The following is a 22,360-nucleotide window of genomic DNA, read 5'->3' as shown; positions in this document are numbered from 1 at the left end:
ATTCTCCGGGGCGCCTCTCCGCAACGGCTGCCAGGCGGCGACCGGATGACAGTGCGGCGTGCGGCGCGGCAGCGCGGTGTCCAAGTCCCAGGCTTGGTGGCCGCCAGGACGAACACGCCCTCGTTGGCGGCCGCGTGGAAGCCGTCCAGTTCGGCGCGGAGCTGGTTGACGGCAGCGCGCAGACCGCTGTGGCGTACAAGGCCGCGCTTGGCGCCGAGCGCGTCGAGTTCGTCCAGGAAGACCACACAGGGGGCGTTGCGGCGGGCCGTCTCGAATACCTCGTGCAGGTTGCGTTCGGACTGGCCGATGTCCAGGTCGAGCACGTCGTTGAGGCCCACGCTCATGAATCGCGAGCCGAGTTCACCCGTGACGGCACGGGCGATGAAGGCCTTCCCGCAGCCCGGCGGACCGTACGGCAGGAGGCCGCCGCGCATCCGCTTGCCGTACAGCTCGCGCACCCCGGGGTTGCATCGGTGTCAGGCACACGGCTTCGAGGTGCTGTTTGACCTCGGTCATGCCCCCGACGTCCGCGAGCCGGACCCGGCCGGCCTCCTCCACGTCCCAGCGCGGCGGGTCAGCTGTCGAAGTCGACGGTCAGAGTGTCGGAGAGGGCGCGGGCCTGGCAGGTGAGGACGTAGCCCGCCTCCACCTCCGCGGCTTCGAGGGCGTAGTTGCGGCGCATGTCGGCCCGGCCTTCGGTGATCAGGGCGGTGCAGGTGCCGCAGACGCCGCCCTTGCAGGCGAAGGGGAGGTCGGGGCGGGTGAGCTGGGCACCGTCGAGGACGGTGCGGTCCCGGGGGAGGGTGAAGCGGGTGGTGCGGCCGTCGAGGGTGACCGTGACCCGGGCGGCAGGGCCGTCGGAGGCGGCGGCCTCATCCCGGGCGGAACCCAGCGGGACGACGGGGGCGTCGTCCGCGTGGAACAGCTCCTGGTGGACGCGACCGGCCGGTACTCCGAGGCCCGTCAGGACCTGCTGGGCGTCCCGGACCATGCCGTACGGGCCGCACAGCCACCAGTGGCCGATGCCGGGGACGTCGAGCAGGGCACGTACGAGCGCGGTGAGCCGGCCCGTGTCGAGGCGACCGGACAGGAGATCGGATTCGCAGGGTTCGCGGGACAGGACGTGGGCGAGCTGGAGGCGGGCCGGGTGGAGGTCCTTGAGGTCGGCGAGGTCGTCGGCGAACATCACGGTGCCGGAGTGCCGGTTGCCGTACAGCAGGGTGACGCGGGAGGAGTCGTCCGCGGCCAGGACGGAGGCGGCGATGGAGAGCATCGGCGTGATGCCGGAGCCGGCGGCGATGAGGACGTGGTGAGCGGGGGTGCTCAGGTCCGGGGTGAATGCTCCGGACGGTGCCATGACCTCGATGGTGTCCCCGCGCTGCGTGTCGTGGACGAGCCACGAGGAGAACAGGCCACCGGGCACGACGCGCACGCCGATGCGCGGCGCCGTTCCGGTGGGTGAGCAGATGGAGTAGGAGCGGCGTTCGTCACGGCCGTCGGTGCGGCGGCGCAGGGTGAGGGACTGGCCGGGGCGGAAGGCGAAATCCTCGGCGAGGTGGTCCGGTATCTCGAAGGTGATGGCCGCGGCGTCGGCGCACAGCGGCTCGACGGCGGCGACGCGCAGGGGGTGGAAGGCGGGGCGGCGGCGGGTCATCAGATGTCCTTGACGTGCTCGTACGGCTCCAGGCAGGTGCGGCAGCGCCGCAGGGACTTGCAGGCGGTGGCGGCGAACCGGGAGAGCTCCTCGGTGTCCGGCGAGCCGCACTGCGGGCAGGGAACGGCAGCGGGGGCCGGACCTTGGGCAAGGGTCAGCCATACCCGCCCGGCGGGGCTGGGGTTGGGGGGCGCGATGCCGTGCTCGGCGAGTTTGCGGCGGCCTTCGGCGGTGATCCAGTCGGTGGTCCAGGACGGGGCGAGGACGGTGCGTACGCGTACGCCGGCAAAACCCGCCGCGCGCAGCCGCGCGGCGACCTCGGCCCGCATCTCCGCCATGGCCGGGCAACCGGAGTAGGTCGGGGTGAGACTCGCGACGACCGTCCCGTCCTCCTCGATCTCGATGCCGCGCAGCACTCCGAGGTCGGCCAGGGTCAGCATCGGCAGCTCGGGATCGGGGACCTCGGCGGCGATCCGCCGGGCCCGCCGCTCGTCCAGCCGGGGCGGCGAGGTCACCATGCCGCCTCCGGGTGGGCGCGGGCCACACTCTGCAACTCGGCCAGCAGCGGGGCGAGGTGCTCGGTGTGCTGCCCGTCCCGTCCGCTGCCCGGCTCCGGCGCCGCGTCGGGCAGGGTCAGCCCGGCCCGGTCGAGTACCTGGAGCAGCGCCTGCCGGATCCGCTCGGCCACGCCGCCCGGCGCGAGGCGGTCGGTGAGCAACTCGTCGAGCCAGGGGACGATCCGCTCAAGCGCGCGACACATGCGGCGCCTGGACTCGGCGGTGCCGTCGCCGAGGCGGACCGTCCACTCGGCGGCGTACCGACAGTGGTAGGCCAGTTCCTTCACGCCTTTGGCAGCGACGGCGGCCAGTACGGGGTCGGCCGTGCCGGTGAGCTCCTCGAACACGGCCAGCCGCCAGATCGACGTTACCAACAGCCGGACGATGGTGAACGCGAAGTCGCCGTCCGGGAGTTCGGTTAGCCGGACGTTGCGGAAACTCGCCGCGTCTCGGAAGTAGGCGTACGCGTCCTCGCCGAAGCCCGTGCCATCGGCCTGGCCTGCGCGGGAGTAGAGCAGGCGGGCCTGGCCGAGCAGGTCGAGGCCGATGTTGGCCAGTGCCAGTTCCTCCTCCAACTCCGGGGCGCGGGTGCACCATTCGGCCAGCCGCTGGGCGGATATCAGGGCGTCGTCGGCGAGGGCCACGCAGCGGGCGGCCAGTTCCCCGGCGTCGACGCCGTCGGGGACGGCGGTGTCGACGCCGTGCAGTGGATCGGCGAAGCCGGTGCCGAAGGCCCACCTGATGTTGTCGGGGGACGTGTCGTCGTCCTCGGTCACTGGTGCTCCTAGATGTGGGGGACGTCGCCGGGGATGTCGTAGAAGGTGGGGTGCCGGTAGACCTTGTCGCCGGCCGGGTCGAAGAAGGAGTCCTTCTCGCCGGGCGAGGAGGCGGTGATGTCCGCTGACCGGACGACCCAGATGCTCACGCCCTCGTTGCGGCGGGTGTACAGGTCGCGGGCGTGGGTTAGCGCCATCCGCTCGTCGGCGGCGTGCAGGGAGCCGACGTGGACGTGGTTCAGGCCGCGCTTGCCGCGTACGAAGACCTCGTACAGGGGCCATTGCCGGTTCATGCTTGTGCTCCCTTCGCTGCCGCCGCCCTGTCGGCCTGCTTGGCGGCGTGTGCGGACGCGGCCTCGCGCACCCAGGCGCCGTTCTCATGGGCCGCCCGTCGGCGGGCGACGCGTTCGGTGTTGCACGGGCCGTCGCCGGAGATCACCCGTTGCAGTTCGGTCCAGTCCGGGGCGCCGAAGTCATGGCGCCCGCGCTCGGCGTTCCAGCACAGTTCCGGATCGGGGAGGATGACGCCGAGCTTCTCCGCCTGAGGGACCGTCATATCGACGAAGCGCTGCCGCAGTTCGTCATTGGAATGGCGCTTGATCTTCCAGGCCATGGACTGCGCGGAGTTGGGAGAGTCGTCGTCGGGCGGCCCGAACATCATCAACGACGGCCACCACCAGCGGTCCACCGCGTCCTGGACCATGGCTCGCTGGGCGTCGGTGCCACCCATCATGGTCATCAGCAGCTCGTAGCCCTGCCGCTGGTGGAAGGACTCCTCCTTGCAGACCCGCACCATGGCCCGCGCGTACGGACCGTACGACGACCGGCACAGCGGCACCTGGTTGCAGATCGCGGCACCGTCCACGAACCAGCCGATCACCCCGACGTCGGCGAAGCTCGGCGTGGGGTAGTTGAAGATCGACGAGTACTTCTGCCGTCCGGTGATCAGCCGATCGGTGAGGTCGGCACGGTCCGCACCGAGGGTCTCGGCGGCCGCATACAGATAGAGGCCGTGCCCAGCCTCGTCCTGCACCTTGGCGAACAGGATCGCCTTGCGGCGCAGCGACGGGGCCCGGGTGATCCACTCGCCCTCCGGCTGCATGCCGATGATCTCCGAGTGGGCGTGCTGGGCGATCTGCCGGATCAGGGTTGCGCGGTAGCCGTCCGGCATCCAGTCCCGGGGCTCGATCCGCTGGTCCCGGGCGATCGTGGAGTCGAAGTACTCCTCCGTCATGGTCCTTCCTCTCTGTGGGGTTCGGCCGGCGCGGTGACTTCCGGGGGCCTCGTTCATTCCCATGCGTAGAACCCCTGTCCGGTCTTGCGGCCCAGTTCGCCGCGGGCGACCTTGTCGCGCAGCAGTCGGGGCGGGGCGAAGCGGTCGCCGAGGGTCGCGTGCAGGTGCTCGGCGATGGCCAGCCGTACGTCGAGGCCGACCAGGTCGGTCAGTCGCAGCGGGCCCATCGGGTGCTTGTAGCCCAGGCGCATGGCGTCGTCGATCGCCGCCGGTCCGGCGACGCCCTCCTCGGCCATACGGATGGCCTCCAGGCCGAGCGCCACGCCGAGGCGGCTGCTGGCGAAGCCCGGTGAGTCCTTGACGACGACGTCCTTCTTGCCCAGGGCGTGGGTCCAGGCCAGCGCCGCCCGGACGGTCCCGTCGGAGGTGCCCGGGGCGACGACCAGCTCGATCAGCTCGGAGGCGGGCACCGGGTTGAAGAAGTGCATGCCCAGGAACCGTCCCGGGCGGGCCAGTACGGAGCCGAGGTCGGCGACGGACAGGGAACTGGTGTTGCTGGCCAGCACGGTGTGCTCACCCACCGCCTGCTCGGCCGCCGCGAGAAGCCTGGACTTCAGGGCGGCGTCCTCGGGAACGGCCTCGACGACGAGGTCGGCTGCCGCGGGCAGTTCGTGCGGCGAGGCCACCGTGGTCACGCGGCCGATCACCAGCTCGGCCGGCTCGTCGAGGAACCCACGCTCGGCGGCCAGCCGCAGACCGGTGGCGATCCGGTACAGGGCGGCGGCCGCGGCCGGTTCGCCGCTTTCCACGATGACGACGGTCGAGCCGGCGGCCGCGAAGGACTGCGCGATACCGGCGCCCATCCGGCCTCCGCCGATCACTCCGACGAGCCTGGGGGCACGCGTCACGGCCTGCCCCTTCCGGCGAGGAACCGCGTCATGCGCTCCTTCTTGTCCGCTCCCTCGAACAGCACGGCCTGCGCGAGGTCGTCGGCCGCCGGGTGGGCGCCGTCCGCGTCGACGACGAGCTTGGTGAGCCGCAGTGCGAGGGCCGAGGAGCGGGCCATCCGGTCCAGCAGCCGGTGCGCCTCCTCCAGCAGTACCGAGGCGGGTACGACGTCGATGACCAGGCCTGTGGCCAGTGCCGTCGCCGCGTCCAGGGTCCGCCCGGCCAGCAGCACCTGCTTGGCCACGGACTCACCGACCAGTCGGCTCAGCAGCCGGCAGGCACCGGCGGCGGCCAGGATGCCCAGGCCCGGTTCGGGGTTGCCGAACACCGCGTCCGGTCCGGCGATCCGCAGGTCGCAGGCGTACGTCAACTCGGCCCCGCCGCCCAGCGCCCAGCCGTCCACGGCGGCGACGGTCGGCATCGGCAGCCTGCGCACCCGCTCGAACAGCCGGGCGTTGATACCCCGCAGTGCCTCGTCACGGCCGCGCTCCAGGAGTTCGGCGATGTCGGCCCCACCCGCGAAGACCTCGCCGTGGCCGGTGAGCAGCAGCAGCTTCGGTTCGCGTTCCAACCGGTCGCACACGGCATGCAGTTCGCTGATCATGCGGCCGTTGATGGCGTTGCGGGCCTCGGGCCGGTGCAGGGTGACGACGATCCGGTCCGCGCGCTCCTCGACCAGCAGCGTCTCGTATGGCGTGTTCATACGCGCTCCACCAGCATCGCGACACCCTGGCCGACGCCGACACACATGGCGGCCAGGCCGCGGCGGGCGTCCGCGCGCTCCAGCCGGCCGAGCAGCGTGAGCAGGATCCGGCTGCCCGAGCAGCCCAGCGGGTGGCCCAGCGCGATGGCTCCGCCGTCGGCGTTGACCCGTTCCGGGTCCAGCTTCAGGCGCCGGACGACGGCCAGGGTCTGGGCGGCGAATGCCTCGTTCAGCTCCACCGCGTCCAGGTCGTCGACGTGCCATCCGGCGCGGGTGAGTACCTGCTCGGTGGCCGGGACGGGGCCGAGGCCCATGAGGTGCGGCTCGACACCGGCCGAGGCGGAGGTGACGATCCGGGCGCGGACCGCCAGGCCGTAGCGCCTCACCGCCGCGCCGCTCGCCAGGACCAGGGCCGAGGCGCCGTCGGACAGCGGCGAGGAGTTGCCCGCCGTCACAATGCCGTCCTCACGGAACGAGGTGCGCAGCCCCGCCAGCTTCGCCGGCGACGTGTCCGGGCGCGGGCCCTCGTCACGGGTGACCTCACCGCCCTTCACCGGCACGGCGACGATCTCGCGGTCGAAGCGGCCCGCCTGCTGGGCGGCGACGGCCCGCTGGTGGCTGCGCAGCGCGAAGGCGTCGGACTCGGCCCTGGTGATCCCGTCGAGCGCGGCGATCTCCTCGGCGGTGTCGCCCATGGACATCGACTGCGTGGCGGTGAAGCGGGGGTTGGTGAAGCGCCAGCCGATCGCGGTGTCGTACGCCTGGCCGGGCTTGGCCCAGGGGCTGCCGGGCTTGGCCATCACCCAGGGCGCGCGGGTCATCGACTCCACGCCGCCCGCCACGACCACGTCCGCCGCACCGGCCCGGATGGTGTGGGCGGCGGAGGCGACGGCCGTCAGCCCGGACGCGCACAGCCGGTTGACGGTGTAGCCGGGCACGGTGTGCGGGAGCCCCGCCAGCAGCAGGGCCATCCGGGCCACGTCCCGGTTGTCCTCGCCTGCCTGGTTGGCGGCGCCGAGGATCACCTCGTCCACCGCCTCCCCCGCGATTCCGGCGCGGCGTACGGCCTCGCCGACCACCAGGGCCGCCAGGTCGTCGGGCCGTACGGAGGCCAGGGTGCCGCCGAAGCGGCCCTGCGGGGTGCGGGCCCCGTCTATCAGATAGACCTCGTCAGACATCGGTGCTGCTCCTCTCGGCGGGGGCGGGCCGGCGCGACTGCAGCGTCACGAACCGTCCGGTGACGAAGGCTGGGTCGGAAAGGGTCGCGGTGGCGGCGGGGTTGGCGGCGCTGCCGTGGAAGTCGCTGAAGGCAGCGGACTGGTTGACGAACACGCCGCCGGTGAGGTTCTCGGACAGGTGCACTCCGGCCTGCAGCGCCGCCGCTTCGGTGGCATCCAGGACGGCTTCGCTCGTGGAGTGCACGGCGGCCGTCAGCGCCCCGTAGGTGCGGACCGTCTCACGGAAGATCCGCAGGCTGTGCTCGGTGGAGTCGGTGCCGATGACGAAGGAGACCGGCCCGAACCACTCGCGGGTGTAGGTCTTCTCGTCGCGGTCCGCCTCCAGCCGGGCCACCAGCGGGGTACGGACGATGGCGCCCGGGTGCTCGGGGTGCTCGACGGCCCTCGGCTCACGCACCGTGCGGCCCGGCCCGGCGGCCTCCTCCAGCCGCCGCAGTACGCCCTCGCCCACGATCGCGCCCAGTGTGCCCGCCGCGCGGGCCGGATCGCCGAGCAGCCGGTCGATCGCCCCGGCCAGGTCGGCGGCGAACTCGTCGGCGGTGCACGGTCCCTGGTCGGTGGCGAAGCCGTCCCGGGGGACCAGGATGTTCTGCGGCGTGGTGCACATCTGGCCGCTGTACAGCGACAGGGAGAAAGCCAGGTTGCCCAGCAGTCCTGCGTAGTCGTCGGTGGAGTCCACGACGACGGTGTTCAGGCCCGCCTTCTCGGTGAAGACCAGGGCCTGGCGGGCGTTGGCCTCAAGCCAGTCGCCGAATTCGGTGGAGCCCGTGAAGTCCACGATGCGCACGCTCGGATGGGTGGCCAGTGCGGGGGCGGTCCGCTCCTGCGGGCCCTCGGCGGCGAGGATCACCACGTCCGGGTCGAAGCCCGCCTCGGCCAGCACCGCCCGCGCGATCCGCACGGTGATCGCGAGCGGCAGTACGGCCCGCCGATGCGGCTTGACGATCACCGGATTGCCGGTGACCAGGCTGGCGAACAGGCCCGGATAGCCGTTCCAGGTGGGGAAGGTGTTGCAGGCGATCAGCACGGCCACACCGCGTCCGACGGGGGTGAAGGTCTTGTCCAGCGCCAGCGGGCCGCCCTTGCGCTGCGGTTTGCTCCAGCGTGCGGCGGCCGGGTGGCGCCGCTGCTCGGACCAGGCGTATGCCACCGCTTCCAGGCCCCGGTCCTGGGCGTGCGGGCCACCTGCCTGAAACGCCATCAGGAACGGCTGCCCGGTGGTGTGCTGGACGGCGTGCGCGATCTCGAAGCTCGCCTCGTTGAGCCGCGACAGGATCTCCGCCGCGACCCCTGCCCGCGTGTCGGGGCTCGCGGCACGCCATCCGGTCGCGGCCGCTTCAGCGGCGGCGACGGCCTGGCCAGGGGTGACGCGCGGATAGGAGATGCCGAGTTCGAAGCCGTACGGCGAGATCTCACCGGCGGGCACGGTGCCGGAGCCGGGGTGCCCTTCGAGCTCGAAGAGCTTGCCGAGCAGCGCCTTGAAGGCGGCCTCGCCTCGCGCGGGCGCCTCCGTTCCGTAGGCCGAGGGGCTGGGCGTCTCCACGTACGGACTCCAGTGGCCGCGGTCGGCGGTGGCGGCCACCGCACGGCCCAGCAGTTCGTCGTGGTGCAGGAAGAAGTCGGGCCGCCGGGGGCCTGGGTGGGACATGTGCTTCACCTCTCCGAGGTACGAGCCAGGATCCACCGAACGTTCGGTAGGTACATGGGCGCAGTTGGGCAGGGCGGTTGGAAGTGTGGCCACGTCAGATGTCGGCCAGCAGCGTGGCGGGGTGCTCGACGCAGTCGGCCACGAAGCGCAGGAAGCCGCCGGCGACGCCGCCGTCACAGACCCGGTGGTCGAAGCTGAGCGACAGCTGCCCGACCTTGCGCACCGCGAGGCCGCCGTTCACCACCCACGGCTTGTCGATGATCCGGCCCACACCGAGCAGCGCGGCCTCCGGGTGGTTGATGATGGGCGTCGAGCCGTCCACCCCGAACACGCCGTAGTTGTTGAGGGTGAAGGTCCCTCCGGTGAGCAGCTCGGGCGGCAGGCTGCCGGTGCGGGCCAGCTCGGTCAACCGGGCCAGTTCGGCGGCGAGTTCGGCGGTGCTCATCCGGTGCGCGTTCCGTACGACGGGCACGACGAGGCCGCGCTCGGTCTGGGCGGCGAAGCCGAGATGCACCTCGGGGTAGCGGACGATCTCGCCGCGCCCGGTGTCGACGGTGGAGTTGAGTTCCGGGAAGCGGGTCAGCCCCGCGACGACGATCCGCGCCAAGAGAGGCAGTACGCCGATGCGGCGGGCCGGGCCGGCGGCCTTGAGTACGTCCTTGGCCTCCAGCAGGCCGGTGGCGTCCACGTCCACCCAGGTCGTCGCGTCCGGGATCTCGGTGCGGCTGCGGGACAGCTTCTCCGCGATGGCGCGGCGCAAGCCTCGCAGGGGGATGCGCTCCGGCTCGGACGGCGCCGTGGGTTCGGCGGGCGCCGTGACCACCGGCTCGTGCGGGAGCACCCGCACGGCCTGCTCCACGTCCCGCCGCAGCACGACCCCGGCTGCGCCGGTGGGAGTCAGCAGGGCGACGTCGATCCCGTGGTCGCGGGCCAGCTTCCGTACCAGCGGCGAGATCACCCGCGGTGCGTCTGCGCCCGCGGTCGCCGGGTGCGGGCTGTCCGCGCTGACGCTCGGGGCCGCCGCACGGCCTCGCCGCCTGCGGCGGGGCACAGGCCCGTGGCCCGTGCCGTAGCCGATGAGCACGTTGCCGGAACCGGCCTGTTCTTCCTCCCGGTACTGCTGCGCGGCTCGCGGCTCGGCCGCGCCGACCGTGATCAGAGGCTTGCCCACCGCGAGGGCCGTACCGGCGTCGGCGTGGAGCCGGACCACGGTGCCCGCGAAGGGCACGGGCACCTCGACCGCGGCTTTGGCGGTCTCGACCTCGACCACGACCTGGTCGATGGTGACCTCGTCGCCGACGGCGACCTTCCATTCGATGATCTCCGCCTCGGTCAGTCCCTCGCCGAGGTCGGGAAGACAGAAGACGCTCACGCCACGCCCTCCACGAGATGCAGCGAGTCGGGACGGTCGGTGAACTGCAGCCGGTCGACGGCGTCCAGAACGCGGTCCACGCCGGGCAGGTGCGCGTGCTCCAGCTTTGGCGGCGGATACGGGATGTCGAAACCGGCGACGCGCAGGACGGGCGCGGCCAGCGAGTGGAAGCAGCGTTCCTGCACCCGGGCGGCGATCTCGGCCCCGACGCCGGCGAACCCCTGGGCCTCCTGGACGACCACGCAGCGGCCGGTCCGCCGCACCGACGCCGCGACCGTCCCGTCGTCGAAGGGGACCAGCGTGCGCAGGTCCACGACCTCCAGGTCCATCCCGTCCGCCGCTGCCGCCTCCGCCGCCGCCAGGGCGACGGGCACCGACGGCCCGTACGCGACCAGCGTCGCGTCACGCCCCGGGCGGCGGACCACGGCCCGGCCGAACGGCGCTGCGGCGCGCTGCCCGAGGCCGACTTCCTCCTTCGACCAGTACAGCTTCTTCGGCTCCAGGAAGACGACCGGGTCGGGGTCCGCGATCGCGTCGCGCAGAAGCCAGTACGCGTCCTCCGCCGTCGCCGGGGTGACGACCTTCAGCCCGGGGGTGTGCGCGTAGTACGCCTCGCTGGAGTCGCAGTGATGCTCGACGCCGCCGATTCCGCCCGCGTAGGGGATGCGGATGACCATGGGGAGCGATACCCGGCCGCGCGTGCGGTTGCGCAGCTTGGCGACGTGCGAGGCGATCTGCTCGAATGCGGGGTAGGCGAAGGCGTCGAACTGCATCTCGACCACGGGCCGGAAGCCGCCCATCGCCATGCCGACGGCGAGGCCGACGATGCCCGCCTCGGCGAGCGGGGTGTCGAAACAACGCTGCTCGCCGAAGTCACGGGTGAGGCCGTCGGTGATCCGGAATACGCCGCCGAGGGCGCCGACGTCCTCGCCGAAGACCAGGACGCGTTCGTCCTCGGCCAGTGCGTCGCGCAGCGCCGTGTTGAGCGCCTGCGCCATGGTCACGGTGACCGTACTCAGGTCCGTACTCATGTCCGTCAGTCCTCCTGTGCCTTCAGCTCGGCCGCCAGCAACTCGCGCTGCTCGCGGAGTTGGGGGGTGGGCTCGGCGTAGACGTGGTCGAACAGCTCCATCGGGTCGGCGCTTCGTTCGGCGTTCATCCGGTCGCGCAGGTCGGCGGCGAGGGCTTCGGCCTCGGCGTGGGCCACTGCCACGTCCTCGTCGCCGAGCTCGCCCCGGGCCCGCAGGTGGGCCTCCAGCCGTGCCAGCGGGTCGGCGGCGCGCCAGCGCTCCACTTCGGCGTCGTCCCGGTAGCGGGTGGCGTCGTCGGCGTTGGTGTGCGCGTCCATGCGGTACGTGTGCGCCTCGACCAAAAAGGGCCCCTTCCCACTGCGCGCATGCCCGACGGCCGCGCTCAGCACCGACAGGACGGCCACCAGGTCGTTGCCGTCGACCTGCTCGGACGGCACTCCGTAGCCGACGCCCTTGTACGCCAGGGCCGGAGCCGCGCTCTGCCGGGCCAGCGGCACGGAGATCGCGTACTTGTTGTTCTGCACGAAGAAGACCACCGGAACGGCGAACACCGCGGCGAAGTTCAGCGCCTCGTGGAAGTCGCCCTCACTGGTACCCCCGTCACCGATGAGGGCCATCACGACGGCGTCCTCGCCCCTGCGGCGCAGCGCCTCGGCCATTCCGGTGGCGTGCAGCACCTGGGTGGCAAGCGGCGTGCACTGCGGCGCCACCCGGGTGGTCATGGGGTCGTAGCCGCAGTGCCAGTCGCCGCGCAGCAGCGTCAGCACCTCGGCCGGCTCGACACCGCGGGCCACCAGGGCCATGGAGTCGCGGTACGTCGGGAAGAGCCAGTCCCGCTCCTCCAGCGCCAGGACGCCCGCGATCTGGCAGGCCTCCTGGCCCCGGCTCGACGGATAGACGGCGAGCCGGCCCTGCTTGGTCAGGGCGGTCGCCTGGGTGTCGAACCGGCGCCCCAGCACCATCCGCCGGTACGCCTCGCGCAGTAGCGCGACCGGCGGCTCGGCGTATCCGGCAGGCGGCCCGGCGGGGGCCGCGGCGCCGTCCTCGGCCACGAAGCGCACCGGCTGGAGAGACGGCAGGAGCCCCTGGACCGTCTGTCGGAGGGTCTTCACTGACATGGAGGCCGCTCGCTTTCTCAGGATTTTTCTGGACTGGACACTTGACAGGAGAATGGTCGGTGCTGGCGAATATGTGTTCAAGGCTTCGGCGAAACAAGCGATGAACTGCCGGAGCAGGTTCCCCAGGAGGGCAATGTGTCGCCACAACCGCCGTCGGTGAGCTCCGCGCCCGGACGTTCGGCCGCCCCGCTCGACGACATCGACCGCCAGATCCTGGCGGAGCTGCTCCGCGACGGCCGGATGTCGATACGCGCACTCGCCGAGCAGGTCCACATCTCCCGGGCCAACGCGTACACCCGGATCGGCCGGATGGTGGACGACGGGGTGATCTCCGGATTCACCGCCCGCCTCAACCCGCAGCGCGCGGGCCTCAGCACCAGCGCGTACATGACCGTCACCATCGAGCAGAACGCCTGGCGCCACGTCTCCAAGGCGTTGCGGGAGATCCCCTACGTCGAGAACTTCGCCCTCGTCGGTGGGGACTTCGACGTGCTGGTGATGGTCCGGGCTCCGGACAACACCGCGCTGCGCCACGTGGTGCTGGAACGCATCCAGGAGGTGCCCGGCGTCCGCTCGACCCGGACCTGGCTCGTGTTCGAGGAATCGCAGGGCCGTGGCGCCGTGTGGGACGCCTGACGGCCGCCGTCACACCACTGCCAGTGCCGCGTTGCCGGCCGTCTCCACCACGTGCCGCCGGGACTGCAGCACCAGGAACCGGCCGGTGACGAAGGCGGGGTCGGTGGGTGCCGCGTACACCGCCGGGTCGGCGCCGGTGCCGTGGAAGTCGCTGAAGACGGCGATCTGGTCAGTGAACACCGACCCCGCGCGGTTCTGGGACAAGTGCACCCCCGCGTCCAGGGCGGCGACCTCCGCGGCCGCCAGCACCAGCGGATCGGTGGAGTGGACGGTCCCGAACACCGCGCCGTGCCTGCGGACCGTACGGCGGAAGATCTCAAGGCTGTGCGCCGTCGACCCGGTCGCCACGACGCATGAGACGGGGCCGGACCAGTCGCGGGTGTAGAGCCGCTCGTCCCCCGCCCCGACGCGCACCACCAGGGGGGTGCGTACGTCGGCGTCCGGATGGTCCGGGTCCCTGACCGGCTTTGATGGGTGCACCATGACACCCCGCCGTTCGGCGTCCGCCAGCCGTTCCCGTACGCCGTCGTCCACGAGCGCTCCGAGGATCCCCGCCGCTCTGCGGGGAGTGCTCAGCAGCCGGTCCAGAGCGTGGCTCAGGTCGGTGCAGAAGTCCCCGAAGGCCTTGCGCCCCTTGTCCGTCCCGATTCCTCCGGCCGGTACCAGGATGTTGCGTGGTGTGGTTCGCAGTTGGCCGCTGCACAGGGAGAGGGCGATCGCCAGGTCCCGTAGCAGCCCTGCGTAGTCGTCGGTGGAGTCGACGACCACGGTGTTCAGGCCGGCCGTGTTGCGGAAGACGACGGCCTGCCGGGCGTGGTGCTCCAGCCAGTCGGCGGTTTCCGGGCGGGAGGAGTCCGTGTGGTCGACGATCCGTACGGCGGGATCCGTAGCGAGGCGGCGCACCAGCGCCTGGCCACCACCGGGCCGGGCGACGGCGAGGGTCACCGCGTTCGGGTCATAGCCGGCCTCGTCGAGCACCTGCCGTGCCACCTGCACGGTGATGGCCAGCGGAAGGACCGCGCCGGGGTGCGGTGCGACGATCACCGGATTGCCGGTGACCAGGCTGGCGAACAGGGCCGGATACGTGTTCCAGGTCGGGAAGGTCCGGCAGGCGACCAGCAGGGAGATTCCGCGCGGCGCGACCGTACTGGTGCCCTGTGTCAGCAGCGGTCCCCCTCGTGCGTGCGGCTTCTCGCACCGGATGGCGCTCGGCCTTCGGGTGGACTCGGCGAGAGCGCGGGCTACGGCCTCAAGACCGCGGTCCTGGGCGTGCGGGCCCCCGGACTGGTGCGCCGTCGCGAAGGCCACACCCGTGGTGTGGTGCACCGCGTGGGCCATCTCGAAGCTGCGCTCGCTCAGCCGGTGCAGGATCTCCGCCGCGACCCCGGCCCGCTCGTGGGCTCCGGCGGCCCGCCATCCGGCCATGGCCCGGGTGGCCGCGCCGATCAGCCGGCCGGGTTCACAACTCGGGTAGCCGATGCCCAGGTCGATGCCGTACGCGGACGATTCGGTGACCGCCGTGCCGTGGTCGGCGGGCTGGTCGAGCGGGAAGTCATCGCCGAGCAGGGACAGGAACGCGCTCTCCCCGCGCCGGGCCGCGCGCCTGCCGTACGCCGCGACGGTCGGCGCCTTGGTGAACGGGGAGAAGTACTCGTCGCCGTCGACCGCCCGTACGGCCTGCCGGAGCAGGTCCTCGTGCCGTGCGTAGAACATGGCGGTCAGTCCCGGTCCTGCCAGGAAGCGGCGAGGGCGAGGAACGCCTCGTTCTCCCTCTGCAGACCGACCGTCACCCTTACGCCCTCACCCGGGAAGGGACGCACCACGACGCCGCCCCGCAGGCAGTGCCCGGCGAAGTCCGCGCTCGCCCCTGCGAGCGGCAGCCACACGAAGTTCGCCTGCGAGGCGGGGACTTCGTACCCGAGGGCACGCAGCCCCGTCCGCATCCTGCCGCGCTCGGCGACCGTGAGGGCGGCCCGCCGCGCGACCTCCCGCCCCTCGCCGAGCGCGGCCACGGCCGCTTCCTGGGCGAGCGCGGTGACGCTGAACGGCACCTGGGTCTTGCGCACCTGCGCCGCGACGGCGGGCGCCGCCACGCAGTAGCCGACCCGCAGGCCCGCCAGTCCGTACGCCTTGGAGAAGGTACGGGTCACCACCACGTTCGGCCGGTCGCCCAGGAGCCGCAGGCCGTCCGGGACGAGGGCGGGGTCGGCGTACTCGCGGTAGGCCTCGTCCACCACGATGAGCACGTCGTCCGGCACACGGTCGGCGAACCGGCGCAAGTCCTCCGCGCCGACGGCGGTCGAGGTCGGGTTGTTCGGATTGCAGACGAAGACCAGCCGCGTGCGGTCGGTCACCGCTGCCGCCATGGCGTCGAGGTCCAGGGTGCGCCCTTGCAGCGGGACCCTCACCGCGGTGCCGCCGGCGACCGTCGTCAGGATCGGATAGGCCTCGAACGACCGCCAGCCGAAGACGACTTCGTCCCCCGGGTCCACCACGGCGTGCAGCAACTGGCCGCAGACCTCCGACGACCCCGCGCCGACGGCGATCCGGGCCGGGTCGACCCCATGATGCTCCGCGAGGGCGTTCACCAGGCCGGTGGCGCTCATGTCGGGGTACCGCGACACCCCGCCGGCCGACGCGGCGAGCCGGGCCGCGACGCCGGGCAGCAGCCCGTACGGCGACTCGTTGCTCGCCAGGACCGTGGTGCCGGGCACCTTGCGGCCTGGCACGTAGGCAGGAAGTGCGGCCAGGGACGAACGGATGCGCACCATGCTCGGATCGCTTTCCCAGGGAGAGACAGGGGAGGTGACACCGGGGTGGGACAGAGGAATGACAGAGGCGGTGTCAGGAGAATCGTGAACACCGCGCGACGAGTGTTCAACGCCCTGCGGAATTCGCCGACGGACTGCCGGGTAACCCCCTTGCCTCCGGCAGTCCGTCCCGTCCCGGGTGGGACAAAAACCCCTTCCGCGGGACGAACAGCCAGGATGCGTGCGTCCCGGCGGCGGAGACCGTACGTTTCACCCACTTCACCCCTCCCCTCTCACACCGACCGGCGCGCAGTCGTGCGCTCCGGCTCCCTCCGGCCTTGAGGAATCGCTGATGACACGCGCCCGGAAGAGATCCTCGAAAGCCCTCTCCGTCATCGCTGTCGCCACCGTGGTCGCCGCCGCCTGCGGAATCGGCGTCGCCACTCGGCTCTCGGGCGGTGGCGCCCCCATCCGGATCGGTGTGGTGGCGCCGTTGACCGGCCCCTCGGCATCCGTCGGCCGGGACATCGTCCGCGCCGCCCGGCTGGCGGTCGCTCAGATCAACCAGCACGGCGGTCTCCTCGACGGCCGTAAGGCAGAACTCGTCGTCGCCGACGACGCCTGTGACACGAAGAAGGGCGCGGCGGCGGTCCGGCGCCTGATGGCGCAGCACGTCATGTCCGTGGTGGGGGGTGCCTGCTCCGGAGCCGCACTCCCCGAGACCGCGATAACCGACAAGGCGGGCATCCCCTTCATCGCCGACGCCCAGACCAATGCGATGATCACCCGCCGCCGGCTACTGCATGTCTTCAGGACCATCGGCTCGGACGAGGATCAAGGCGAGTTCGCCGCCTCCTACCTGGTCAGCCGTCTCAAGGCGAAGCGGGTCGCGGTGGTCGGCGACAGCTCGGCATACTCCACGGGACTCGCCAGGTCGGTGGACTACAACCTGCGGCAACTCGGCAGCACCACGGTGTCCAGCCAGTCCTTCACCCCCGGCACCAGGGACTTCGCCCCCCTTCTGGCCCGCGTGAAGGCGGCCGCTCCCCAGGCCGTCTACTTCGCGGGGTACTACTCCGACGCCGGGCTCTTCATCCGTCAGGCACGCGGCCAGGGGATCGGCGTTCCGCTGCTGGGCGGGGACGCGACCGTCGAGACATCCGTCATCACCACCGCGGGCACGTCCGCCGAAGGATTCACCGCCACCACCTCACCATCGGGGTCCCTCCTGAAGTCACCGGCCGCGAAGACGTTCGCCCGGGACTACCGCGAGATGTTCCACACCGAACCGGGAAGCTACGCCCCCTACGAGTACGACGCCGTCAACATCCTCGCCTGGGCCGTCAAATCGGCCGGCTCCCCCGATCCGGAGGCGGTCACCTCCGCCCTGAACAACGTGTACCGCTTCAAGGGCGTAACCGGCGAGATCAGCTTTGAGGCGACCGGCGACCGGCTGCTCCCGGTCTACATGACCACAGTCGTGCGGAAGGGCAGGTTCGTGCCCGGTATGACCCAGACCCCCGACGGAATCTGGACACGGGCGGACTGAACGCGCATGCGCGCAGGCCACGGGAACCGCCCATGCCCGGTCCTGGCGACAGGGCACGGGCACTTCCCTCCCCGGTTCCGGTGGTGCGTTCAGCGCCCGCGCCTTCGACTTGGCACACACCGACGGACCGGACTCGGTGACGAATTCGACCGTCGGCCGGTAACTCAGTTCTGTGCTCGTATCGTTGGTCCCGGTCATATTCCCCGAGTCCGGCTGCCGTGGTGACCGGGCGGACAGGCCTGAGCTGGTGCTGTCGGCGGGGCTTGGGTGCGATGCGCCAGGCCACGTCACGGCAACGGGCTTCCGCCCCCGGTCGGAAGGCAGCCCTCCGACGATCGGCGATCACCAGCCTCACAGCCCAACCCCCGGCTCGCTCCGCCTTTGCTCTCCGGGCACACGTGTGGTGGAAACCGGGAACGCACACGGCGATCTTGACGCATCCCATGGCCATGGCACCACCGTGAAACTACGTACTCATCCACCTCCCCTCGCCGTGAACGGGCTGATGGCTCGCTGCCGTCGACGACGGCCGGACAGCGCGACGTCTTCCACCCGACGGGGCAGGGACCACCAGGCGCGCCGCCGCGAAGTCCGGTGCGGCAAAACGCTGCTGGGGAGACCCCGAAGCCCTGCTCCTCGTCGGGCGTCGGCACATTTTGTAAGAGACATTGACGAATAGAGGGAGGGCCCCTGGCTTCATGGCCGTCGTACTCCATACGTCATATACGAAACGTTGCGCAACGGAGGAGCCGCCGCCTCCGGCGCGACGCCTCAGGTGGGCCGCCGCGGCACGCGGGCACGCATGCCGCCAACAACAGAAATGTCATGCCCTTAACAAGATTCTCCCGACGTGCGGCTGCCACCGTCGCAGGCCGGTTGGCAGGGACAACGGCGATGAACGCACCCGCCGCGAGGAAGGAACAATATGCGCAGAACGGCACATGAATCTCCGAAGTCCGCATTACGCCGCACACCCCCTCCGTGGCACAGCCGCCGGGCGCAGTCCGCTGACGGTGGCCGCGCAACCGTGCCGCGAGTTCAGCCGGCGGGCTCGTGGCTTGCACGAACCCGGAATCACGCCCGCCCCTCTCTCGGTTCCTCGGCACGCAAACCCGCTCGCCAGACAGGCCGGCGCTCTGCTTGGCTCGACCCATGAGCGATCTCCGCATCCGCTGCGCCACCCACTCGGACATCGACACCGTGTTGCGGTTCTGGCGCGAAGCCGCAGAAGGAACGAGCATCAGCGACGACCACGACGGAGTTGCCCGACTCGTCACACGAGACCCCGAAGCCCTGCTCCTCGCAGAGCGCGACGGCCTCCTCACGGGGACCGTGATAGCGGGCTTCGACGGATGGCGATGCCACGCCTACCGACTGGCCGTACACCCGGACTGCCGCCGGCAAGGCATCGCCACCGCCCTGCTGGAAGCGGCAGAACAACGATTCATCGCCCTGGGCGGGCGACGCGTCGACGCCATGGTCCTGGAAGCCAACGAACGGGCACACCACACGTGGGCTACGGCTGGTTACCATCGCGAGGACCACTGGCGGCGCTGGGTCAAGCCGCTGTAAGCAGGGCAGGGCGAATGTTTGCGGGCTGCCAAGATGCGACGGCTGGCGCTGTCACCTCTACCGCCTCGCCGTCCACCCCGGCCACCGCCGCCAGGGCATCGCCCTGCTGGACGCGGCCGAGCAGCGCTTCGCTCTGGACGAAGCCGCCCACCGCCTGACGGGGGTCCGGGGGCGCAGCCCGCAGCGGGTCCGGGCGGAGCCCGCCACGCCTCACGATTTACCCTTCCTTTACCATTGTCCGACCCTGTCACCCCCGAGAAAGGTGTGAGCGTCCTCCATGGGCGAACCCCCGAGTCGCGCGAACCGCAAGTGTCTGGCCGATCATGGGACCGAGGTGTCCCGATGATCGAAGTGCTGCTCCTGGCCGTCGCCCTGCTGCTGACGCTGGCCTGTGCCGTGTTCGTGGCGGCGGAGTTCTCGCTGACCACGGTCGAGCGCACCGATCTGGAGCGAGCGGAGCGGGCCGGCGAGCGGGGCGCGGGCGCGGCACTGAAGGCGGTGCGGACGCTGACGGTGCAGCTGTCGGGGGCGCAGCTGGGGATCACGGTGACGGGGCTGGTGATCGGCATGCTGGCCGAGGGGTCGGTGGGCAAGCTGCTCGCCGGGCCGCTGGAGTCCTTGGGCCTGTCGGCGTCGACGGCGTCCTCGGCGGCGCTGGTGCTGGCCACGGCGCTGTCGACGGTCGTGCTGATGGTGGTCGGCGAGCTGGTGCCGAAGAACTGGGCGATCTCCCGCCCACTGCCGGTGGCGAAGGCGGTGGCCGCGCCGCAGAGCGCGTTCACGGCGGCGTTCGGTCCGCTGATCGTCCACCTGAACAACACCGCGAACCGGATTCTTCGCCGGCTGGGCCTGGAGCCCGCCGAGGAGCTGGCCTCGGCGCGCAGCCCGGAGGAACTGGTCGCGCTGGCCCGGCACTCCGCGAAGGCGGGCGCGCTGGAGGCGGACACGGCGGAGCTGTTCGTGCGCACGCTGAGCCTGGCGGAGCTGACGGCCGAGAACGTGATGACCCCTCGGGTGCAGGTCAAGGCCCTGGACGACCACGCCACCGCGCAGGACGTGGCGGAGGCGACCCGCTCGACGGGGCTGTCGCGGTTTCCGGTGTACAGGGACAATCTCGACGACGTGATCGGGGTGGTCCACATCAAGGACGTGCTGGCGGTGCCCTTCGAGCGGCGCGAGCACACACCGGTCACGGTGCTGCTGCAGGAGCCGCTGCTGGTGCCGGAGTCGCTGACCGTCGACCGGCTGCTGGACCGGCTGTCGGGGAAGGTCAGCATGGCCGTGGTGATCGACGAGTACGGCGGTACGGCCGGGGTCGCCACCCTGGAGGACATCGTCGAGGAGGTCGTCGGCGAGGTGCGGGACGAGCACGACCCGCACGAGGCCCCGGACCTGGCGCTGCTGCGCAGGGACGCCGAGGGACGGCGGGTCTACGACGCGGACGGGGCGACCCGCACCGACCAGTTGGAGGAGATCGGACTGCACGCCCCCGACGGGCCCTACGAGACGCTCGCGGGCCTGGTCGCCCACCAGCTGGGCCGGATCCCGGCCGTCGGCGACACCGCCGAGGCCGACGGCTGGCTGATCGAGGTCACCGACGATTCGGGGCGCCGGGCGGCGCGCGTACGGCTGCTGTCGCCGCACGCGCAGGACGGGCAGCGTACGCAGGAGGCGGCGCGATGACCGCTCTGCAGTTGTTCATCGGTGCGCTGACACTCGTGGTCAACGCCTTCTTCGTCGGCGCCGAGTTCGCCATGATCTCCGTACGCCGCAGCCAGATCGAGCCGCGCGCCGAGGCGGGCGAGCGCGGCGCGCGCAGCGTGCTGTGGGGGCTGCAGCACCTGTCGCCGCTGCTGGCCGCCGCCCAGCTGGGCATCACACTGTGCACCCTGGTGCTGGGCGTGGTGGCCGAACCTGCGATCGCGCACCTGCTGGAGCCGGTGTTCCACGCGGTGAACGTGCCGGACGGGGTGATCCATGTGATCTCCTTCGTCATCGCGCTGACGGCCGCGACCTATCTGCACATGCTGTTCGGCGAGATGGTGCCCAAGAACATCGCGCTGGCCGACCCGGAGCGCACCGCGCTGCTGCTCGGGCCGCCGCTGGTGGCGACCGCGCGGGCGCTGCGCCCGGTGATCTTCACGATCAACGCCTTCGCGAATTCGCTCCTGCGCATGCTGCGCGTCGAGCCGAAGGACGAGGTCACCTCCGTCTTCTCCGACGACGAGCTGTCCCGGATGGTCACCGACGCCGGCCAGGCCGGGCTGCTGGACGAGCGGGCCGCACACCGCCTCCAGGACGCCCTGGAACTGGGCCGGCGGCCGGTCGGCGAGGTCGTGCGGCCGCCGGAGAGCGTGGTGCGGGCGCCGCTGGGCATCACCCCGGAGGGCCTGGAGCGGCTGGCGGCGGAATCCGGCTACTCGCGCTTCCCGGTGGCCGACGCGGACGGCCGGGTGGTGGGTTATCTGCACATCAAGGACGCCCTTGACGGCGCTCCGAGGGACCGCTCGTTCCCGTCGTCCGCGCTGCGCAGGATCACCCGGGTCAAGGCGGCGATGCCGCTGGACGACGTACTGGCGGCGATGCGCGCGAGCGGCGCGCACCTGGCGGCGGTGGTGGACGAGCAGGGGCGCGGGATCGGGCTGGTGACGATGGAGGACGTACTGAAGGAGCTGGTCGGCAGCCGGTAGGCCCAAGGCCTGTCCGGCCGATACCACCCGGTAGGATCACCCGCGCTATGCAGACCAATGCCACGTACACCAGTTTCGTCGCGCTCGGCGACTCCTTCACCGAGGGAATGTCCGACGGACGCCCCGACGGCTCCTACCGGGGCTGGGCGGACCTGCTCGCCGCCCGCCTCGCTGCGCGCACGCCGGATTTCCGGTACGCGAACCTCGCGGTGCGCGGGAAGCTCATCCGCCAGATCGCCGACGAGCAGGTGGAGCCCGCCGCCACGATGAGCGCCGACCTGGTGACGCTGGTCGGCGGCCTCAATGACACGCTGCGCCCCAAGTGCGACGTGGACGAGGTCTGCGCGCTGCTCCAGCGCTCCGTCGAGCGGCTTGCGCCGAGCTGCCGTCAGCTGGTGCTGATGCGCAGCCCGATCCGCCGCGGACCGGTCTCGGCGCGCTTCCTGCCGCGCATGGAGCAGCTGTTCGACTTCATCGACGAGCTGGCCGCCCGCCACGGCGCCCTCGTCGTGGACCTCTACGGCGCCGAGACGCTCGGCGACCGCCAGATGTGGGACGAGGACCGGCTGCACCTCAACGCCGAGGGCCACCGCCGCGTCGCCGAGGCCGTCTGGCAGACCCTCGGCCACTCCCCCGAGTCCGACTGGACCGAGCTGCTCCCCGCCCCCGTACCGCCCGCCTGGCTCGCCCGGCGCGCCGCCGACCTGCGCTTCACCCGGCAGCACCTCGTGCCGTGGATCGGCCGCCGCCTCACCGGCCGCTCCTCCGGGGACGGGATGGCGCCCAAGCGCGGTGCGCTGCTGCCGTACGAGGCTGAGGCCTGAGCCTAGACCCGAGGCTACCCGCGTAGACCTGGCCTCGGCGCTGACCTGCGCCTACGCCAA

21 protein-coding genes and 1 pseudogene are annotated in these 22,360 nt (G+C 71.6%); 7 read left to right on the top strand and 15 right to left on the bottom strand.

Annotated features, from left to right (window positions below; genetic code table 11):
• Positions 1-11: 11 nt before the first annotated feature.
• The 13 genes and pseudogenes from OG607_RS43440 to pdhA form a co-directional block, all read right to left on the bottom strand.
• Positions 12-570 (bottom strand): annotated as a pseudogene (locus tag OG607_RS43440) (AAA family ATPase); the annotation flags it as partial.
• 4 nt (positions 571-574) lie between these two features.
• Positions 575-1,654, bottom strand: a complete 1,080-nt coding sequence (gene paaE / locus OG607_RS43435; RefSeq protein WP_405735744.1) for a 1,2-phenylacetyl-CoA epoxidase subunit PaaE — start codon at positions 1,652-1,654, stop codon at positions 575-577.
• A complete protein-coding gene (paaD, locus tag OG607_RS43430; RefSeq protein WP_405735741.1) occupies positions 1,654-2,172 on the bottom strand; it encodes a 1,2-phenylacetyl-CoA epoxidase subunit PaaD in 519 nt (172 codons plus the stop codon). Before paaD ends, paaE begins: the two co-directional genes overlap by 1 nt.
• Positions 2,166-2,987 (bottom strand): 1,2-phenylacetyl-CoA epoxidase subunit PaaC, encoded by an 822-nt coding sequence (gene paaC / locus OG607_RS43425; protein ID WP_405735738.1) that lies wholly within the window; start codon positions 2,985-2,987, stop codon positions 2,166-2,168. Before paaC ends, paaD begins: the two co-directional genes overlap by 7 nt.
• 8 nt (positions 2,988-2,995) lie before the next feature.
• Positions 2,996-3,280: a 1,2-phenylacetyl-CoA epoxidase subunit PaaB gene (gene paaB, locus OG607_RS43420; protein ID WP_405735736.1), complete on the bottom strand. Its 285-nt coding sequence runs from the start codon at positions 3,278-3,280 to the stop codon at positions 2,996-2,998.
• Complete coding sequence (paaA, locus tag OG607_RS43415) at positions 3,277-4,221, bottom strand: 1,2-phenylacetyl-CoA epoxidase subunit PaaA (RefSeq protein WP_405735733.1); 945 nt, start codon at positions 4,219-4,221, stop codon at positions 3,277-3,279. The genes paaB and paaA overlap by 4 nt, the downstream gene beginning before the upstream one ends.
• A 53-nt stretch (positions 4,222-4,274) precedes the next feature.
• Positions 4,275-5,129: a 3-hydroxyacyl-CoA dehydrogenase family protein gene (locus OG607_RS43410; protein ID WP_405735731.1), complete on the bottom strand. Its 855-nt coding sequence runs from the start codon at positions 5,127-5,129 to the stop codon at positions 4,275-4,277.
• Positions 5,126-5,872: an enoyl-CoA hydratase/isomerase family protein gene (locus OG607_RS43405; protein WP_405735729.1), complete on the bottom strand. Its 747-nt coding sequence runs from the start codon at positions 5,870-5,872 to the stop codon at positions 5,126-5,128. The genes OG607_RS43410 and OG607_RS43405 overlap by 4 nt, the downstream gene beginning before the upstream one ends.
• Positions 5,869-7,050: a thiolase family protein gene (locus OG607_RS43400; RefSeq protein ID WP_405735727.1), complete on the bottom strand. Its 1,182-nt coding sequence runs from the start codon at positions 7,048-7,050 to the stop codon at positions 5,869-5,871. The genes OG607_RS43405 and OG607_RS43400 overlap by 4 nt, the downstream gene beginning before the upstream one ends.
• Positions 7,043-8,758: a phenylacetic acid degradation protein PaaN gene (paaN, locus tag OG607_RS43395; protein ID WP_405735724.1), complete on the bottom strand. Its 1,716-nt coding sequence runs from the start codon at positions 8,756-8,758 to the stop codon at positions 7,043-7,045. Before paaN (OG607_RS43395) ends, OG607_RS43400 begins: the two co-directional genes overlap by 8 nt.
• Before the next feature lie 94 nt (positions 8,759-8,852).
• A complete protein-coding gene (locus OG607_RS43390) occupies positions 8,853-10,130 on the bottom strand; it encodes a dihydrolipoamide acetyltransferase family protein (RefSeq protein ID WP_405735721.1) in 1,278 nt (425 codons plus the stop codon).
• Positions 10,127-11,161, bottom strand: coding sequence for an alpha-ketoacid dehydrogenase subunit beta (locus OG607_RS43385; RefSeq protein ID WP_405735718.1), 1,035 nt, complete (start codon positions 11,159-11,161; stop codon positions 10,127-10,129). The genes OG607_RS43390 and OG607_RS43385 overlap by 4 nt, the downstream gene beginning before the upstream one ends.
• 5 nt (positions 11,162-11,166) lie before the next feature.
• Positions 11,167-12,279 (bottom strand): pyruvate dehydrogenase (acetyl-transferring) E1 component subunit alpha, encoded by a 1,113-nt coding sequence (pdhA, locus tag OG607_RS43380; protein WP_405735715.1) that lies wholly within the window; start codon positions 12,277-12,279, stop codon positions 11,167-11,169.
• Positions 12,280-12,414: 135 nt separating this feature from the next.
• Here pdhA and OG607_RS43375 point away from each other — a divergent pair, with 135 nt between their 5' ends.
• Positions 12,415-12,915 (top strand): Lrp/AsnC family transcriptional regulator, encoded by a 501-nt coding sequence (locus OG607_RS43375; protein ID WP_405735712.1) that lies wholly within the window; start codon positions 12,415-12,417, stop codon positions 12,913-12,915.
• 9 nt (positions 12,916-12,924) lie between these two features.
• Here the strand turns inward: OG607_RS43375 and paaN (OG607_RS43370) are convergent, their stop codons facing one another.
• Positions 12,925-14,628: a phenylacetic acid degradation protein PaaN gene (gene paaN, locus OG607_RS43370; protein WP_405735709.1), complete on the bottom strand. Its 1,704-nt coding sequence runs from the start codon at positions 14,626-14,628 to the stop codon at positions 12,925-12,927.
• 5 nt (positions 14,629-14,633) lie between these two features.
• Positions 14,634-15,686 (bottom strand): histidinol-phosphate transaminase, encoded by a 1,053-nt coding sequence (hisC, locus tag OG607_RS43365; RefSeq protein WP_405735706.1) that lies wholly within the window; start codon positions 15,684-15,686, stop codon positions 14,634-14,636.
• 331 nt (positions 15,687-16,017) lie between these two features.
• On the opposite strand from hisC, the gene OG607_RS43360 reads away from it, so the two are divergent.
• From OG607_RS43360 to OG607_RS43335, 6 genes are all read left to right on the top strand, one after another.
• Positions 16,018-17,214 (top strand): branched-chain amino acid ABC transporter substrate-binding protein, encoded by a 1,197-nt coding sequence (locus OG607_RS43360; protein WP_405735703.1) that lies wholly within the window; start codon positions 16,018-16,020, stop codon positions 17,212-17,214.
• A gap of 1,152 nt (positions 17,215-18,366) precedes the next feature.
• Positions 18,367-18,786, top strand: a complete 420-nt coding sequence (locus OG607_RS43355; protein ID WP_405735700.1) for a GNAT family N-acetyltransferase — start codon at positions 18,367-18,369, stop codon at positions 18,784-18,786.
• Positions 18,737-19,054: a GNAT family N-acetyltransferase gene (locus OG607_RS43350; protein WP_405737448.1), complete on the top strand. Its 318-nt coding sequence runs from the start codon at positions 18,737-18,739 to the stop codon at positions 19,052-19,054. Before OG607_RS43355 ends, OG607_RS43350 begins: the two co-directional genes overlap by 50 nt.
• A gap of 74 nt (positions 19,055-19,128) precedes the next feature.
• On the top strand, positions 19,129-20,469 hold the full coding sequence (locus OG607_RS43345; RefSeq protein WP_405735698.1) for a hemolysin family protein: 1,341 nt from the start codon (positions 19,129-19,131) through the stop codon (positions 20,467-20,469).
• Positions 20,466-21,476: a hemolysin family protein gene (locus OG607_RS43340; RefSeq protein ID WP_405735694.1), complete on the top strand. Its 1,011-nt coding sequence runs from the start codon at positions 20,466-20,468 to the stop codon at positions 21,474-21,476. The genes OG607_RS43345 and OG607_RS43340 overlap by 4 nt, the downstream gene beginning before the upstream one ends.
• Before the next feature lie 47 nt (positions 21,477-21,523).
• Complete coding sequence (locus tag OG607_RS43335; RefSeq protein ID WP_405735692.1) at positions 21,524-22,300, top strand: SGNH/GDSL hydrolase family protein; 777 nt, start codon at positions 21,524-21,526, stop codon at positions 22,298-22,300.
• Positions 22,301-22,360 lie beyond the last annotated feature (60 nt).

The organism is Streptomyces sp. NBC_01537 (genome assembly GCF_045040445.1).
Taxonomy (GTDB): domain Bacteria; phylum Actinomycetota; class Actinomycetes; order Streptomycetales; family Streptomycetaceae; genus Actinacidiphila.
This window is presented reverse-complemented; position numbering and strand designations above follow the sequence as displayed.

Excerpts from the sequence above, each read along its gene's own strand:
- OG607_RS43355 (WP_405735700.1), top strand. The coding sequence starts at position 18,367 with ATGAGCGATCTCCGCATCCGCTGCGCCACCCACTCGGACATCGACACC.
- OG607_RS43400 (WP_405735727.1), bottom strand. The coding sequence starts at position 7,050 with ATGTCTGACGAGGTCTATCTGATAGACGGGGCCCGCACCCCGCAGGGC.
- OG607_RS43335 (WP_405735692.1), top strand. The coding sequence starts at position 21,524 with ATGCAGACCAATGCCACGTACACCAGTTTCGTCGCGCTCGGCGACTCC.
- paaD (WP_405735741.1), bottom strand. The coding sequence starts at position 2,172 with ATGGTGACCTCGCCGCCCCGGCTGGACGAGCGGCGGGCCCGGCGGATC.
- OG607_RS43360 (WP_405735703.1), top strand. The coding sequence starts at position 16,018 with ATGACACGCGCCCGGAAGAGATCCTCGAAAGCCCTCTCCGTCATCGCT.
- paaN (WP_405735709.1), bottom strand. The coding sequence starts at position 14,628 with ATGTTCTACGCACGGCACGAGGACCTGCTCCGGCAGGCCGTACGGGCG.
- paaA (WP_405735733.1), bottom strand. The coding sequence starts at position 4,221 with ATGACGGAGGAGTACTTCGACTCCACGATCGCCCGGGACCAGCGGATC.
- OG607_RS43405 (WP_405735729.1), bottom strand. The coding sequence starts at position 5,872 with ATGAACACGCCATACGAGACGCTGCTGGTCGAGGAGCGCGCGGACCGG.
- paaE (WP_405735744.1), bottom strand. The coding sequence starts at position 1,654 with ATGACCCGCCGCCGCCCCGCCTTCCACCCCCTGCGCGTCGCCGCCGTC.
- OG607_RS43385 (WP_405735718.1), bottom strand. The coding sequence starts at position 11,161 with ATGAGTACGGACCTGAGTACGGTCACCGTGACCATGGCGCAGGCGCTC.
- hisC (WP_405735706.1), bottom strand. The coding sequence starts at position 15,686 with ATGGTGCGCATCCGTTCGTCCCTGGCCGCACTTCCTGCCTACGTGCCA.
- paaN (WP_405735724.1), bottom strand. The coding sequence starts at position 8,758 with ATGTCCCACCCAGGCCCCCGGCGGCCCGACTTCTTCCTGCACCACGAC.
- pdhA (WP_405735715.1), bottom strand. The coding sequence starts at position 12,279 with ATGTCAGTGAAGACCCTCCGACAGACGGTCCAGGGGCTCCTGCCGTCT.
- OG607_RS43340 (WP_405735694.1), top strand. The coding sequence starts at position 20,466 with ATGACCGCTCTGCAGTTGTTCATCGGTGCGCTGACACTCGTGGTCAAC.
- OG607_RS43345 (WP_405735698.1), top strand. The coding sequence starts at position 19,129 with ATGATCGAAGTGCTGCTCCTGGCCGTCGCCCTGCTGCTGACGCTGGCC.
- paaB (WP_405735736.1), bottom strand. The coding sequence starts at position 3,280 with ATGAACCGGCAATGGCCCCTGTACGAGGTCTTCGTACGCGGCAAGCGC.